At 65.9% G+C, this 14,575-nt stretch carries 13 protein-coding genes and 1 pseudogene; 7 read left to right on the top strand and 7 right to left on the bottom strand.

Annotated elements, in window-relative coordinates; translation table 11 throughout:
• Positions 1-362: 362 nt before the first annotated feature.
• Together recQ and adhP are read left to right on the top strand one after the other, a co-directional pair.
• Entirely contained in the window at positions 363-2,168 is a 1,806-nt protein-coding gene (gene recQ, locus LH400_RS02350; RefSeq protein ID WP_229151026.1) for a DNA helicase RecQ, read from the top strand.
• Positions 2,169-2,625: 457 nt separating this feature from the next.
• The gene (gene adhP / locus LH400_RS02345; RefSeq protein WP_370638309.1) at positions 2,626-3,693 is read left to right on the top strand and encodes an alcohol dehydrogenase AdhP; all 1,068 of its coding nucleotides are present in this window, start codon (positions 2,626-2,628) and stop codon (positions 3,691-3,693) included.
• A 96-nt stretch (positions 3,694-3,789) separates the two neighbouring features.
• Here the strand turns inward: adhP and LH400_RS02340 are convergent.
• The 5 genes and pseudogenes from LH400_RS02340 to LH400_RS02320 form a co-directional block, all read right to left on the bottom strand.
• A pseudogene (locus LH400_RS02340) lies at positions 3,790-3,915 on the bottom strand (IS3 family transposase); the annotation flags it as partial.
• A 232-nt stretch (positions 3,916-4,147) separates the two neighbouring features.
• A complete protein-coding gene (locus tag LH400_RS02335) occupies positions 4,148-5,455 on the bottom strand; it encodes a TRAP transporter large permease (protein WP_229151025.1) in 1,308 nt (435 codons plus the stop codon).
• Positions 5,452-6,006, bottom strand: coding sequence for a TRAP transporter small permease (locus LH400_RS02330; protein ID WP_229151024.1), 555 nt, complete (start codon positions 6,004-6,006; stop codon positions 5,452-5,454). Before LH400_RS02330 ends, LH400_RS02335 begins: the two co-directional genes overlap by 4 nt.
• On the bottom strand, positions 5,996-7,021 hold the full coding sequence (locus tag LH400_RS02325) for a TRAP transporter substrate-binding protein (RefSeq protein WP_229151023.1): 1,026 nt from the start codon (positions 7,019-7,021) through the stop codon (positions 5,996-5,998). The genes LH400_RS02330 and LH400_RS02325 overlap by 11 nt, the downstream gene beginning before the upstream one ends.
• Positions 7,022-7,099: 78 nt before the next feature.
• Positions 7,100-8,410 carry a cytochrome P450 gene (locus LH400_RS02320; protein WP_229151022.1) on the bottom strand — a complete coding sequence of 437 codons (1,311 nt, stop codon included), beginning with the start codon at positions 8,408-8,410 and terminating at the stop codon, positions 7,100-7,102.
• Between the two features lie 60 nt (positions 8,411-8,470).
• Between LH400_RS02320 and LH400_RS02315 the strand changes: the two genes are divergently transcribed.
• The gene (locus LH400_RS02315) at positions 8,471-9,271 is read left to right on the top strand and encodes an IclR family transcriptional regulator (protein ID WP_229151021.1); all 801 of its coding nucleotides are present in this window, start codon (positions 8,471-8,473) and stop codon (positions 9,269-9,271) included.
• Here LH400_RS02315 and LH400_RS02310 read toward each other — a convergent pair.
• Entirely contained in the window at positions 9,260-9,697 is a 438-nt protein-coding gene (locus tag LH400_RS02310; RefSeq protein WP_229151020.1) for a MarR family winged helix-turn-helix transcriptional regulator, read from the bottom strand. The two genes, LH400_RS02315 and LH400_RS02310, sit on opposite strands and share 12 nt — an antisense overlap.
• An 89-nt stretch (positions 9,698-9,786) precedes the next feature.
• Between LH400_RS02310 and hmgA the strand changes: the two genes are divergently transcribed.
• Genes hmgA through maiA form a run of 3 tightly spaced genes read left to right on the top strand, consistent with a single transcriptional unit; the run spans position 9,787 to position 12,764 of the window.
• The gene (gene hmgA, locus LH400_RS02305) at positions 9,787-11,100 is read left to right on the top strand and encodes a homogentisate 1,2-dioxygenase (RefSeq protein ID WP_229151019.1); all 1,314 of its coding nucleotides are present in this window, start codon (positions 9,787-9,789) and stop codon (positions 11,098-11,100) included.
• 7 nt (positions 11,101-11,107) lie between these two features.
• Positions 11,108-12,130, top strand: coding sequence for a fumarylacetoacetate hydrolase family protein (locus LH400_RS02300; RefSeq protein ID WP_229151018.1), 1,023 nt, complete (start codon positions 11,108-11,110; stop codon positions 12,128-12,130).
• Positions 12,131-12,137: 7 nt separating this feature from the next.
• Positions 12,138-12,764: a maleylacetoacetate isomerase gene (gene maiA, locus LH400_RS02295; protein WP_229151017.1), complete on the top strand. Its 627-nt coding sequence runs from the start codon at positions 12,138-12,140 to the stop codon at positions 12,762-12,764.
• A gap of 41 nt (positions 12,765-12,805) precedes the next feature.
• Here the strand turns inward: maiA and LH400_RS02290 are convergent, their stop codons facing one another.
• Positions 12,806-13,276 carry an Lrp/AsnC family transcriptional regulator gene (locus tag LH400_RS02290; protein ID WP_229151016.1) on the bottom strand — a complete coding sequence of 157 codons (471 nt, stop codon included), beginning with the start codon at positions 13,274-13,276 and terminating at the stop codon, positions 12,806-12,808.
• A 122-nt stretch (positions 13,277-13,398) separates the two neighbouring features.
• Here LH400_RS02290 and hppD point away from each other — a divergent pair, with 122 nt between their 5' ends.
• Positions 13,399-14,496 carry a 4-hydroxyphenylpyruvate dioxygenase gene (gene hppD, locus LH400_RS02285; RefSeq protein WP_229151015.1) on the top strand — a complete coding sequence of 366 codons (1,098 nt, stop codon included), beginning with the start codon at positions 13,399-13,401 and terminating at the stop codon, positions 14,494-14,496.
• Positions 14,497-14,575: the final 79 nt, after the last annotated feature.

The following is a 14,575-nucleotide window of genomic DNA, read 5'->3' as shown; positions in this document are numbered from 1 at the left end:
CCCAACCGTCATTTGCAGCTCGGGAGATGGATTTCGACTTTGTAGAGGCAGCTCGAACCGGCTCCACCGCGACCGCGAAGGAAATCGCCGCGCCGCGGCGTGGCAGGCGCGGTGCAGCTTCGAAGCTTTCGGGATTGCCGCCTCCGGATGCGTCTAGGGGGTCGATAGCCGCCGGCTGTCCCAGCCGATCGGTGCCATTCCGCCGGCCGAGACGGGAGCTGCCTGTTACGCCGGGTTTGCGACGGTGCCGATCGAAGCCTTTGGTTCAAGCCGATCGGTCTCCGGGCAAGGAAGGCGGCGGGGTTCATAACCGCACGAAGCTGCTATGGAGGGCGCTCCCGTGATTCTCGCCGCGAATGCCGATGCCCGCCAACGCCCTGGAAATCCTCAAGACCGTCTACGGCTACGATGCGTTCCGGGGACCGCAGGCCCGCATCGTCGAGCATGTGATCGCAGGAAATGACGCCTTCGTCCTGATGCCGACTGGGGGCGGCAAGTCGCTTTGCTATCAGATTCCGGCCATAGCCCGTCCCGGCATGGGGCTGATCGTCTCGCCGCTCCTGGCGCTGATGGCCGATCAGGTGGCGGCCCTGCGGCAGGCGGGGGTGAGGGCGGCGGCGCTGAATTCCGACCTTCCGCCGGAGGAGCGGCGCGCCTTGTGGGAGGCCATCGACACCGGCGCGCTCGACCTTCTCTATGTCGCGCCCGAGACGCTGCTGCGCGGCGGGGTGCTGGAGCGGCTCGGCCGGGCGCAATTGTCGGTGATCGCGATCGACGAGGCCCATTGCCTGTCCCAATGGGGACATGACTTCCGCCCCTCCTACCGCCAACTCGACATCCTCGCCCGGCAGTTTCCGCAAACGCCGCGCATGGCGCTGACCGCGACGGCAGACGAGCCGACGCGCGCGGAGATCCTGGCGCATCTCGGCATCGCCGAAACCGACGCCTTCATCGCGGGCTTCGACCGCCCCAACATCCGCTATGCCATCGCGGAAAAGGACAATCCCCGCGCCCAGCTGAAGGACTTCCTGAAGCGCCACGAGGGCGAGAGCGGCATCGTTTACTGCCTGTCGAAGAAGAAGACCGACGAAACGGCGGCCTGGCTGCGAACCGAGGGCTACGACGCGCTCGCCTATCACGCCGGCATGGACAAGGCCGAGAAGGAGGCCAATCAGCAGCGCTTTCAGCACGGCGAGGCGGTCATCATGGTGGCCACCATCGCCTTCGGCATGGGCATCGACAAGCCCGACGTGCGCTTCGTCGCCCATCTCGACTTGCCGGGGAGCCTCGAGGCCTATTATCAGGAGACCGGCCGCGCCGGGCGCGACGGCCTGCCCTCCGACACGCTGATGCTCTACGGCGCCGAGGACGTCGCGCTGCGCAGCCGTTTCATCGAAGAGTCCGACGCGCCCGTCGAGCGCAAGCGCACCGAACGGGCCAAGCTCGATGCGCTTTTGGGGCTCGCCGAGACGGCGGGCTGCCGCCGGCAGGTGCTCCTCGCCTATTTCGGCGACCGCTGCGAGCCCTGCGGCAATTGCGACACCTGCGCCGAGCCGCCGAAGCTCTTCGACGGGACTATCTCGGCGCTGAAGGCCTTGTCCTGCATCTATCGCACCGGCGAGCGGTTCGGGCAGGCCTATATCGTCGACGTCCTGCTCGGGGCCACGAACGAGCGCATCGCGCAGTTCGGCCACGACCAGATCTCCACCTTCGGCATCGGGACGGAACACGACAACAGGATGTGGCGGGCGATCCTGCGGCAGCTGATCGCGCTGCGCCTCGTCGATGTCGATCTCGCCGGCCATGGCGGCCTGTCGATCGCGCCCGCCGGCCGTGACTTCCTGCGCGACAAGCCGGCGCTGATGCTGCGTGTGCCGCCGCCTCGCAAGGCCCGGCGCGGCAAGGCGGCGGCCGGCGGGACGCAGCAATCCGCCGTGCCCGAGGCGGACCGCGAGCTGTTCCAGTTGCTGCGGCAGAAGCGCACGGAAATCGCCCGTCTGCAGAACGTGCCGCCCTATGTGATCTTCCACGACAAGACGCTGATCGAACTGGCGGCGGCGCGCCCCGGATCGCGGTCCGAGATGGCCGATGTCCCGGGTGTCGGCGAAGCCAAGCTTGACCGCTACGGCCCGGCCTTCCTTTTGGTGATCGCCGAACACGCAGGATGAAGTGCCTCGCGATTGGCCCGCTGCCCGGGCATTCGGCCGGTTGCCCGGCGCCGTGCCGTTGATCAGCCTATCGGGACCGCGGGCGTTGAACCGCATTCCCCAGTCGCGGATGATCTGCAAGGTGGCGCCGATCCGTGCCGCATCGCTGCGCGAGCCGCCGTCGTAGATCTCGCCCGTCGACCATCGCCGCCGACGTTGTACGGAGGTGATCACTTCGACCCGGGAAAACGGGTCGTCAGGAGCTTTCGACGTAGTCGTCCTGATAGGCGGAAGCCTATGCCTTGTCGGCTATGCCGCCTGTCCGGTCAGAACGGGGTGCGCTCCAGAACCGCGTTGGAAGCGGATGGAAATCAAGGCATCCGAATGAGACGGCTGGCAGGTCGGATGCCTTTGATCCGGATCAAGGCGCAGATTGGTAGGGCGGTTACCCACGAGACTGCCCTTGAAGGAGAGCTCGATGATGACCGACACGATGAAAGCCGCCTTGGTTCGCTCGTTTGATGCACCCCTGGTCATTGAAGATGTTCCGATTCCCAAACCGGGGCCAGGCGAGGTTCTGGTGAAGGTCGCGGCCTGCGGCGTCTGTCACACTGATCTCCACGCCGCCAAGGGGGACTGGCCGGTGAAGCCGTCCTTGCCCTTCATTCCCGGCCACGAGGTGGTGGGAACGGTGGTGAAGCTCGGCGAGGGTGTCACCGAGCTGAGGATTGGCGATCCTGTCGGCGTGCCGTGGCTGCACGACGCCTGCCGCTCCTGCGAATATTGCGAGACCGGATGGGAAACCCTGTGCGAGCACCAGCACAACACCGGTTACAGCGTGAATGGCGGCTTTGCCGAATATGTCATCGCCGCAGCGCCCTTCGCCGCCCGGCTGCCGGCGGACGTCGACTTCGCCGAGATCGCGCCGATTCTTTGTGCTGGCGTGACGACGTACAAGGGCTTGAAGGAAACCGAGGCGAAGCCCGGCGAATGGGTCGCGATCTCCGGCATAGGCGGGCTCGGCCATGTCGGCGTGCAATATGCCAAGGCCATGGGGCTGAAGGTCGTCGCACTCGACATCGCCAAGGACAAATTGGAACTGGCGAAACGAGCCGGCGCGGATGCCACCGTCGATGCCTCCGCTCCCGACGCGATCGAGAAGGTCCTTCAAATCACCGGCGGCGGCGCCCAAGGCGTTCTCGTCACGGCCGTTTCCGTCCCGGCCTTCAATCAGGTGCTCCACATGGTGCGCCGAAAGGGAACGGTGGCGCTCGTCGGACTGCCGGCGGGAGACTTCCCGACACCGATCTTCGACGTGGTCCTGAAGCGGATCACAGTGCGCGGCTCGATCGTCGGCACCCGGCGCGATCTCGACGAGGCGATCGCCTTCGCTGCATCCGGCCAAGTGAAGTGCGAGGTGAGAACTGCAGCGCTCGCCGACATCAACGCGATCTTCGAAGATATGAAGGGAGGCAGGATCGAAGGGCGCATAGTGCTCGACCTCGACCTTGCCGGCGTCGGCCGCGTCACCAAGCAATCGGCCTGACCGGGATGGAGGATCGCGGGACAGCGAGACGCTCGGTCCCGCGGCCGACCGACGAAGTGGAGCGTCCCGGGTTTTCCGGAGGCCCGTTCATTTAAGTCATGCAGCCTTAGCGAGGTTGCCGCGTGCAGCATGACAGCTGGCTTCGGCCTCGGCGGGCGGGATATGCCCGATCGGTCCGAAGAGGCGGTGATTGTTGAACCAATGGACCCAGCGCAACGCCGCGCCATCGCAAAATACGCCGATGCCTTGCGCGGGGTCTCGTTGGCCCGGCGGAGTTCCTTCACCTTGCGTTCAAGCCGCTGCAAACGCGCCTGATCGTCGACACACCCGCTTGCGGAGATCATGAGATAGAGGTGCTGTCCTTGAATGCCGGCCTCCATCCAGCCAGCACATTGAGAATCTCAAGCTAGGAATACCGGAAGCCTCCCTCGATTCTGACAGAAACCGAAACGCTTCAGCCCGCGAACATGCGCGACGGAAGCCAGAGCGTCAGGATCGGCAGCGCGACGATCACCGTAAGACGGACGAAATCCGCCAGGATGAACGGAAGGATTCCGGCTATGACGGTGCGTTGCGTGATGCCCGGGACCGTCGACTGGACGACGAACAGGTTCATGCCGATCGGCGGTGTGATCAGCCCGATCTCGGCGACCGTGACGACGATGATGCCGAACCAGACCATGTCGTAGCCCATCTCCACTGCCACCGGGGCGAGGAAGGGAACGGTCAGGAGGATCATCGACATGGAATCCATGAAGCATCCCAAAACGACGTAGAAGGCGATGATCAGGAGGAGCACGGCCAGAGGTCCGAGACCGGTGTCCTTGATCGCGGCGATCAGCGCCGCCGGCACGCCGGTGGTCTCGAGGAAATAGTTGAACAGCGAGGCGCCGATCAGGATGAAGAAGATCATGCCGGTGAGCGCCGCGGTTTCCGTGACCGAACTCCACAGCGCCTGGCGGTCCATTTCGCCCGACAGGAGCGCCAGCGCGAAGGCTCCGACGGCGCCGACGGCGGCGGCCTCGGTCGGCGAGAACCAGCCGAGATAGATGCCGCCGATGACCAGCGAAAACAAAAGGACGACACCCCAGACCCGGCGGATGGTCGACAGCCGGTGGCGCCAAGCCATGCGCGGCGCCTGCGGCGCCAGATCCGGGGTGATCGCGACCCGGACGACGATGGCGAGGCCGTAGAGGACCGCGCCGACGATGCCGGGAATGATCGCGCCGATGAAGAGCTGGCCGATCGAGGTGTTGGTGAGGATGCCATAGATGACGAGGAGGATCGAGGGCGGGATGAGGACGCCGAGGGTTCCTCCGGCCGCGATCGAGGCGGAGGAGAGCGAGTCGGCATAGCCGCGCGCGCGCATCTCGGGGATGGCGACGCGTCCCATGGTGGCGACGGTGGCCAGCGACGAGCCGCAGATCGCGCCGAAGATCGCGCAGGCTCCGACCGCCGTCACGGCAAGGCCGCCGCGGACATGGCCGAGAAAGCTCGTCACCATGTCGAACAGCGACCGCGACAGGCCGGCCCGCGCCGCGAAGACGCCCATCATCACGAACAGCGGAATGACGCTCAGGGAATAGGGGAAGATCGCCTCGAAGGGCGAAGAGCCGAGAATGAAGGCCGCGCCGCTCCAGCCGTTGAGCCACCAGAAGCCGGCCGTGCCGACGACGCCCATGGCGACGGCGACCGGAAGGCCGAAGGCGATCATCACGAGGGCGCAGACGAAGCCGGCAAAGCCGAGGAGGGTGGCGCTCATGCCGGCGGGACACCTTCCGGGGAATCGAACAACGTCAGGAAAGACGCCATGATCGACAGGGCGACGCCGACAAGAAGCGGGACCCAGTACCAGACGATCGGAATGCCGAGCTGCTGGGACCGGTCGCCGAAGAGGAGCTGCTGCTGAAAGGTCTGGTAGCAGTTCCACAGGATCAGACCGAGCAGCGCGATGGCGACAAGGCTCGCGACCGCGCGAAGACCCCGCCGCAGCGGACGGGGCATCGTCTCGACCACGAGGTCGACGCCGACATGCGCCCCGACGAGGAAGGCGAACGGGATGACCAGCCAAGCGCCGGCGACGACGAAAAGCTGGACGAGATCCACGACGCCGGGGACCGGCAGGGAGAACCGCCGACCGACGATGTCGGCGACGGTGAGGAGCGCTGCCGCCGCATAGGCGAGGAAGCCGCAGGCCGCGGCTCCCGTCACCACCATCCGCGGCACGCGCAGCGCCAGAGGGCGCCGCTCGTGGCGCCCGCCGCCGAGAATCGGCGGCCGGTCTTCCGCGGCCTTTGCGGAATCACTTCTCATATTTGGCGATCGTCTCCTGCATCGCCTTGTAGATTTCGTCTGCGTTGTCGACGCCCGACGCCTTCACCTTGGCGAGATAGGCGCTGATCATCGGCTTCAGCGCCTCGCGCCAGCGGTCCCGCTCCTCGGGGCTGAGCTTGGAAATGACATGGCCAGCGTCTTCCGCCTGCTTGCGGCCGACCGCGTCCCACTTGTCCCACCAGTCGCCGAACTTCGAGACCAGCGCCTCGCCGGAATATTTGTCGATGCAGGCGCGTACGTTTTCGGGCAGGGCGTCGTATTTGCGCTGGTTCATCACGAAGAAGAAGGGAACAGTGTAGGCGCCTGCGTCGAGATGATACTTCAGCACCTCGTTGAGGCCGAAGGAGGCCACCGGATCCCACGGGAACACTGTGCCATCGATTACGCCCTTCTGCAGGCTCTCATAGACCTCGCCTGGCGGCAGGCCTTGCGGCGTTGCGCCGAGATAGGTGAGCATGTCGGAGATGGCCGGGCTCGGCGTGCGGATGCGCAGGCCCTTCAGGTCGTCCATCGTCTCGACCTTCTTGGCGGTGGTGTGGATCAGGCCGCCATTGTGGGCGAAGAGGGCCAGCACCTTCAGACCCTTGTACTCGTCGGAGAGATAGTTGGGATAAAGATCCCAGAGGGTCTGGCTCGCGGCGCCCGCATCTTTGGTCAGGAACGGCATCTCGACGATCGAGGTCCGCGGGAAGCGTCCGCGCGGAATGCCGCTCAGACCGACCGCGAGATCGACGACGCCCGCCAGCACCTGCTCCTGCTGCTTGGCGACGTTGCCGAGCTGCGTGCCACCCGGATAGACCTCGAAGGTCACCTCTCCGCCCGTGCATTTCGAAACGTCCTCCGTCCATGGTTGGACGAAGTCGGTCTGGATGCCGTGAACCGGCGGCAGGTAGTGGCTGAGCTTCAGCTTCGTCTCTGCCGAGGCGGGACCCGCCGTCAGCGCGGCGGCCGAGACGAGCGAACAGAGCGCGGTGCGCCCGAGGGTCTTGAGCATGTTTCCTCCCGAGAAATCTGCCTGTTGTCGGCGGTGATAGCATCCCCGCCGGTTTTTGGTCGCAGCTTTTGTAACTGTCTATCGTGCCGTCTGCGGCGTCAGCTCCGCCGGGATCGACTGGTAGCCGCGAAACCGCACCCGGCCGCCTCTGACCGGCGCGCCGGCGAGACGATAGTCGGGGAACGCCGCGAGGAACATCTCCAGCGCAATCCGGCCCTCGAGCCGGGCGAGATTCATGCCGGCGCACTGATGCGGCCCCATTCCGAAGGCGAGGTGGCGGTTCGGCTGCCGCCCGACGTCGAAGCGGTCCGGGTCGGCGAAGGCCTGCGGGTCGCGGTTCGCCGCGCCGATGCAGAGCGTAATGCTCGTTCCGGCCGGGATTGGGGTTTCGCCGATCTCGCAGTCTTCCGAGGCCGCGCGATTGCCCAGCTGGTTCGAGCTTTCGAAGCGCAGCACCTCCTCGACCGCGGTGCGCATCAGCGACGGATCGGCGATCAGCCGGGCCCGCTCCTGCGGCCATTCGCAGAGCAGCACCAGCGCGTTGCCGATCATGTTGGTGGTGGTCTCGTGCCCGGCATTGAGGATGAAGATGCAGTTCTGCAGGAGTTCGGAGGCGCTCAGCGTCTCGCCGCCGGTCTCCCCGAGGATCAGCCGGGTCAGAACGTCCGTCGCCGGGTCGCCGGGGTTTTGCCGGCGTTCGCCGACGAGGCCGGTCAGATAGGCGGTGAACTCGGTCACGGCGGCATTGCCGCGCGCCAGCTGCTCGCCGGTCAGCACCGGCTCGAGCGCCCCGAGGATCGCCAGCGACCAGTCGCGCAAGGGGCCGCGCTCGGCATGGGGAACGGCAAGGAGATTGCCGATGATCTCCACCGGGATGGCCGAGGCGAAGTCCTCGATCAGATCGACTTGCCGGCCATTTGCCGCCTTTTCACGAAGGCGGTCGACGAGTTCGCCGACCAGTGCGCGGAGACCATCTTCCATGGCGGCGATCGCGCGAGGTGTCAGCGCGCCGGCGATGATCTTGCGGACCCGCGTGTGCAGCGGCGCGTCGTTGAAGACAAGGCTCGTCGTGTGATGCTCGTAGAGCGGCGTCGCACCGAATTTCGGCCGGAACTCGTCGGTCTTGCTTGAGGTGAAGAGGCGCGTGTCCTTGTAGACCGCGAGGCAGTCCGCGTGCCGGGTCAGGAACACGCCCTGTCCGTCCGGCAACCGCTTGACCGGCTCCGTCTCGCGAAGAGCGCGATACGTCCGGTAGGGGTCGTCGTGGAACGAGGCGGGCAGGGCGCGGAGATCGAAACTCTTCGCTGGAAGCGCGACGCCGTCGCCGTCCGCCGGACCTTCGACCCGCGAAAGATCAGGCGCGAGCGCGCCGTCGAATGATGCCGTCATGAACTTCCTCCCAATTACGCATGGTGATATCAGGTTATGGAGTTGTCAATGGAGAGGTGCGTGTTGACGGATCGCGAGGAGCCGGATGGCGGTCCGGGAGAGGCACGGCGCGGGGTGCAGTCGGTCGAGACCGCGGCTGCGGTCCTCTACGCGCTCTCCGGTCTCGGCCGGGCCTCGCAGCTGGGAGACGTCGCCCGGGCCGCCGGGATTGCTCCGGCCAAGGCGCATCGCTATCTCATCGGACTGATCGCCGCTGGGCTTGCCGAGCAGGAGCCGTCCGGCGTCTATCGGCTCGGCACCGGTGCGATGCGGATCGGACTCTCGGCGTTGCGGCAGATGGATGTCGTGGCTCTGTCCGGCGAATACCTCGAAAGCATCCGTGACCAGACCGGATTTTCCGCCTTCTGTGCGGTGCTCGGCGATGGCGGGGCAACTGTGGTGCGACAGTCGGAGGCACTCGACGCAGTCGTCGTCAACGTCCGGCCGGGCTCGATCCTGCCGCTCGCCACCTCCGCCACAGGCCGCGTCGTCTGCGCGTTCGGATCGCCCCTGCCGGTGGTGCGGCGGCTGGCCGCAGAGCAGGGCACCGACATGGTCGGAGCGGAGCGGTTGCGGGAGACGATCGCGGCCGGCGTTGCCGCCGAGGGCATGGCCCGCATCGAGGGGCTGCTCCTGCCGGGCATCTCCGCGATCGCCGCGCCCGTCCTCGATGACCGGGGCGGTCTTGCCGGGGTGTTGACGACGCTCGGGCCCTCGGCGGCGTTCGATGCCGCGATTGCCGGACCGGTCGCGGGCGCCGTCCGAAAGGCGGCGCGAGACCTTTCGTCGAGGCTCGGCTACCGGGCCGATTCAGCGCAATGAGGGCGCATCAAGCACCCGCTCGAAGGCCGTCAAGGCCAGTTCGACGGTGCGCCGTTCCTCCGGCGCCAGATCGGCGAGAATCTCGTCGGATCGCGCGACCATCTGCGGGAAGATCGTGTCGTGCGCCTTGCGGCCCACGGGGGTGATCGCGACTTGGTTGAACCGCCGGTCGTCCTCGCTTTTCGTGCGCTTGATCCAGCGCCGTGTCTCGAGATCCTGCAGGGCCCTGCTGACCTTGGTCTTGTGCATCGCGCTCGCGGTGCCGAGCTCCTTGGCGGTGGCGGTTCCCAGCCGCGCGAGATGGGCGAGAACGCGCCATTCCGGGCGGGTCATCCCCTCGCTGTCGCGATAGACCGGCATCACCCGGCGGCTCATCAGCTCTGCGATGATGTTGAGGCGGTAGGGGACGAAGTCGTCGAGATGCATTCCGCGGGAGCCCGCCCTTGATGGTTACAATTTGGACCAATACCCTTTCGGGTGACAAGTCTGCAAGCAATCGAGCCGGGGAGGCGAAGATGGACCGCACCGCGCACTACATGCCGGGCTTCGGCAACGACTTCGAAACCGAGGCGTTGCCGGGCGCACTCCCGCAAGGCCAGAACTCCCCACAGAAATGCGCCTACGGCCTTTATGCCGAGCAGCTGTCGGGCACCGCCTTTACCGCGCCGCGTGGCCAGAACGAGCGGACCTGGTGCTATCGCATCCGGCCCTCGGTGAAGCATACCGGGCGCTTCGAGAAGATCGCCCTGCCACTGTGGAAGAGCGCTCCGAACGTCGATCCGGACGTCATCTCGCTTGGCCAATATCGCTGGGACCCGGTGCCGCATTCGACGGAGCCGCTCACCTGGATCACCGGCATGCGCACGGTGACGACCGCCGGCGACGTCAATACCCAGACCGGCATGGCGGCCCATGTCTATCTCGTCACCGCGTCGATGGTCGACGAGTATTTCTACTCCGCCGACGGCGAGATTCTGGTCGTGCCGCAGGAGGGGCGGCTGCGTTTCGTGACCGAACTCGGAGTCATCGACGTCGAGCCGAAGGAGATCTGCGTCCTGCCGCGCGGCCTCGTCTATCGGGTGGAGGTGCTGGAGGGGCCGTGCCGCGGTTTCGTCTGCGAGAACTATGGCCAGAAGTTCGACCTGCCGAACCGCGGCCCGATCGGCGCCAACTGCATGGCCAATCCGCGCGACTTCAAGACGCCGGTCGCCGCCTTCGAGGACCGCGACACGCCGAGCACGGTGACGATCAAGTGGTGCGGGAGCTTCCATCGCTCGTCGATCGATCACTCACCCCTCGACGTCGTCGCCTGGCACGGCAATTACGCGCCATGGAAATACGATCTTCGAACCTATTCGCCGGTGGGCGCGATCCTCTTCGACCATCCCGATCCGTCGATCTTCACGGTGCTCACCGCGCCATCAGGCGTCGAGGGGACGGCCAACATCGACTTCGTTCTTTTTCGTGAGCGGTGGATGGTGGCCGAACATTCCTTCCGCCCGCCGTGGTACCACAAGAACGTGATGAGCGAGCTGATGGGCAACATCTACGGTATCTACGACGCCAAGCCGAAGGGCTTCGTGCCCGGCGGCATGAGCCTGCACAATTGCATGCTGCCCCACGGGCCGGACCGGAACGCCTTCGAGGGCGCCTCGAACTCCGAACTGAAGGCGGAAAAGCTCGACGAGACGATGAGCTTCATGTTCGAGACCCGTTTTCCCCAGCAGCTGACCGCCTGGGCCGCCAAAGAGGCGCCGCTGCAGGACGACTACGTCGATTGCTGGACCAGTCTCGACAAGAAATTCGACGGCACCCCCGGCGTGAAATGAGGACGGCATGAAACTCGGTACCTTGAAGGACACGACGCGCGACGGCCGGCTGGTGGTCGTCTCGAAGGACCTCACCCGCTGTTCGGAGGTGCCGCACATCGCCCGCACCCTACAGGCGGCGCTGGACGACTGGGAACACGTCGCCCCGCGCCTCGCAGGCGTAGCGGAGGGAATCGAGGCCGGTGGCCAGCCGACCATGCGCTTCCACGAGCACGATGCCCATTCGCCGCTGCCGCGCGCTTATCAGTGGGCCGACGGCTCGGCCTATGTGAACCACGTCGAGCTGGTGCGGAAGGCGCGGGGCGCGGAGATGCCGGAGAGCTTCTGGACCGATCCCCTGATGTATCAGGGCGGCTCCGACAGCTTCCTGCCACCGCGCGACCCGATCCGCTTCCCTGCCGAGGCGGTGCCGGCCTGGGGCGTCGACTTCGAGGCCGAGATTGCGGTCGTGGTCGACGATGTGCCGCTCGGCGCGGACGAGACCACCTGCCGCGACGCGATCCGTCTCGTCATGCTGGTCAACGACGTATCCCTTCGCGGCCTGATCCCCGGCGAACTGGGCAAGGGCTTCGGCTTCTTTCAGGCCAAGCCGTCTTCCGCCTTTTCGCCGGTGGCCGTGACGCCGGACGAACTGGGCGCGGCTTGGGACAGCGGCAGGCTGTCGCTGCCCCTTCTCGTCTCCTTGAACGGGGAATCCTTCGGCAAGGCGGATGCCGGCACCGACATGACCTTCGATTTTCCCAAACTCATTGCACATGCCGCGAAGACCCGGCCGCTTTCGGCCGGCACGATCATCGGCTCGGGAACGGTCTCCAACAGGGGCAGCGACGGCGGGCCGGGACAGCCGATCGCGGCCGGCGGCGTCGGTTATTCCTGCCTCGCCGAGATTCGCATGGTCGAGACCATCGAAAGCGGCGCGGCGAAAACTCCCTTCATGGCCTTCGGCGACACCGTCCGCATCGAGATGGCGGACACATCCGGTCATTCGATCTTTGGCGCCATCGAACAGACGCTCGAAAAGGGTGCCTGAAGGCGCCATGAAGCTCTACCATTACTGGCGGTCCTCGGCGAGCTACCGCGTCCGGATCGCCCTCAACCTCAAGGGCCTCGACGCCGAACTGGTGCCCGTCGACATCCTCGCGGGCGAGCATCGCGGCGCGGCCTTCACGGCGCTCAACCCGCAAGGCTTCCTGCCGGTGCTCGTCGACGGCGACCTCAAGCTCAGCCAGTCCTTCGCCATCCTCGACTGGCTTGACGCGAAGGCGCCGGAGCCCTCGGTCCATCCGGCCGATCCCGCATGCCGGGCGCGGACGATGCAGATCGCCACGATCATCGCCATGGACATCCATCCGCTCTGCAATCCGTCGGTGCTGTCGCGGGTCGAGACAATGGGCGGGAAGGACGCGCGGACAGACTGGAACCGGTCCGTCATGGCGAGGGGACTCGCCGCCGTGGAGGCCTGCCTCGATCCGAATGGCCCTTATTGCGTCGGCGAGGCGCCGAGCATCGCTGATCTCTGCCTCATCCCGCAGCTCTACAACGCCCGGCGCTGGGGCGTCGCACTTGGCGCCTATCCCAAATGCGTGGCGGTCGAGGCGGTCTGTCTCGCCACGGAGGCGTTCGACCGGGCGCGGCCGGAGAACCACCAGCCCATTACGGCGTAAGGCTGGCCGAAGCCGTCGCGGATCCTTCGAAGGAATCCCGTTCAGCCGACCGGCACGCCGCACTCCTCCTTCAGCGTCAGCAGCACGATTTCCGACCGCACCTGGCTGACCTGGGGGTGCGGGAGCAGGTGCCGGTGGATGAAATCGGCAAAGGCGGTGAGATCCCGCGTCATCAGGATCAGCACATAGTCCGCGTCGCCCGACACCGAAAAGGCCGCCCGCACCTCCTCGTGCCGGTCGAGGAAGTCGGCAAAACCTTGGGCGTTCTTTTCGCTGTGGGCCGAGAGGTTGACCCGGGTGATGGCCCTGAGGCCGAAGCCCAGCGCCGTGGCGCTCACCCGTGCGGTGTAGCCGGTGATCACCCCGTCTTCCTCGAGCCGGGCTCGCCGGCGCGAGCACTGCGACGCCGAGAGATTGACGATCTCCGCGAGATCGCCATTCGTGCGCGCGGAATCCTCCTGAAGTGCCTGCAGAATGGCATGATCGAACCGATCGAGGCTCATATTCTGCATGAAATCCTACCTTCGTGCGCGTTTCGTGCATATGAAGCCGTGCGGCCGCCCAGTTTGCAAGCACGATGCACGCCGTCTGGCGCAGACTCTTGCTCAGTGCAGAGTTTCAGGAGGAGAATTCCATGGGACCGTTCCCCCACGACGCGCCGATGACCGGTATCACCAAGGACAATCCCGCCGGAACGGACGGCTTCGAGTTCGTAGAATTCGCCGGGCCTGACCCCGAGGCGATCCGCGCGCAGTTCGAGAAGATGGGCTTTGCCCACGTCGCCACTCACAAGAGCCGCGCCGTGGAGCTCTGGCAGCAGGGCGACATCAGCTATCTCCTGACCTTCGAGCCCGGCAGTCACGCCATGCGCTTCGTTGAGGAACACGGGCCCTGCGCGCCGGCCATGGGCTGGCGCACGGCCGATGCGCAGCACGCGTTCGATCATGCTGTGGCGATGGGCGCCGAGCCGGCGACCGAGGGCCTGACGCTCGACTGGCCGGCCATTCGCGGTATCGGCGGCAGCCTGATCTATTTCGTCGACGGCCATCGGGAACACTCGGTCTATAATGCCGAGTTCGACTGGCACAGCACAGCCCATCCCATGGGCGTCGGCTTCTACTACCTCGATCACCTGACCCACAACGTCCACCAGGGCAACATGGACACCTGGTTCGACTTCTATGGCAGGCTGTTCAACTTCCGCGAGATCCGCTTCTTCGACATCCAGGGCAAGTTCACCGGCCTGTTCTCGCGGGCGTTGACCAGTCCGTGCGGGCGCATCCGCATCCCGATCAACGAGGATCGCGGCGAAACCGGGCAGATCGTCGAATATCTCAAGCGCTACAATGGCGAGGGCATCCAGCACATCGCTGTCGGCGCCCGCGACATCTATGCTTCGGCCGACGCCATCGCCGAGCGCGGGCTGAAATTCATGCCGGCGCCCCCGGAGACCTACTATCCGCTGTCGAAGGAGCGGGTGAAGGGTCATGAGGAGCCGATCGACAAGATGGCGAAGCACGGCATCCTGATCGACGGGGAGGGCGTCGTCGACGGCGGCGAGACCCGCATCCTCCTGCAGATCTTTTCGAAGTCGATGATCGGCCCGATCTTCTTCGAGTTCATCCAGCGCAAGGGTGACGACGGCTTCGGCGAGGGCAATTTCAAGGCCCTGTTCGAGGCGATCGAGCAGGACCAGATCGACCGCGGCGTCATCGGCGCGGCAGCAGAATGACGTTCCGCTGGAGTTGATCCTCTTCCGGAATCCGGCGAAGGCTGCCTCCCACGTTCGGCTTCGATGACCTGCCGACCGG

Source organism: Jiella soli (assembly GCF_020615385.1).
Classification (GTDB): Bacteria; Pseudomonadota; Alphaproteobacteria; order Rhizobiales; family Rhizobiaceae; genus VKMB-3413.
Note: the sequence above shows the minus strand (reverse complement) of the source record. Positions and strands in the feature narration are given on the sequence as shown.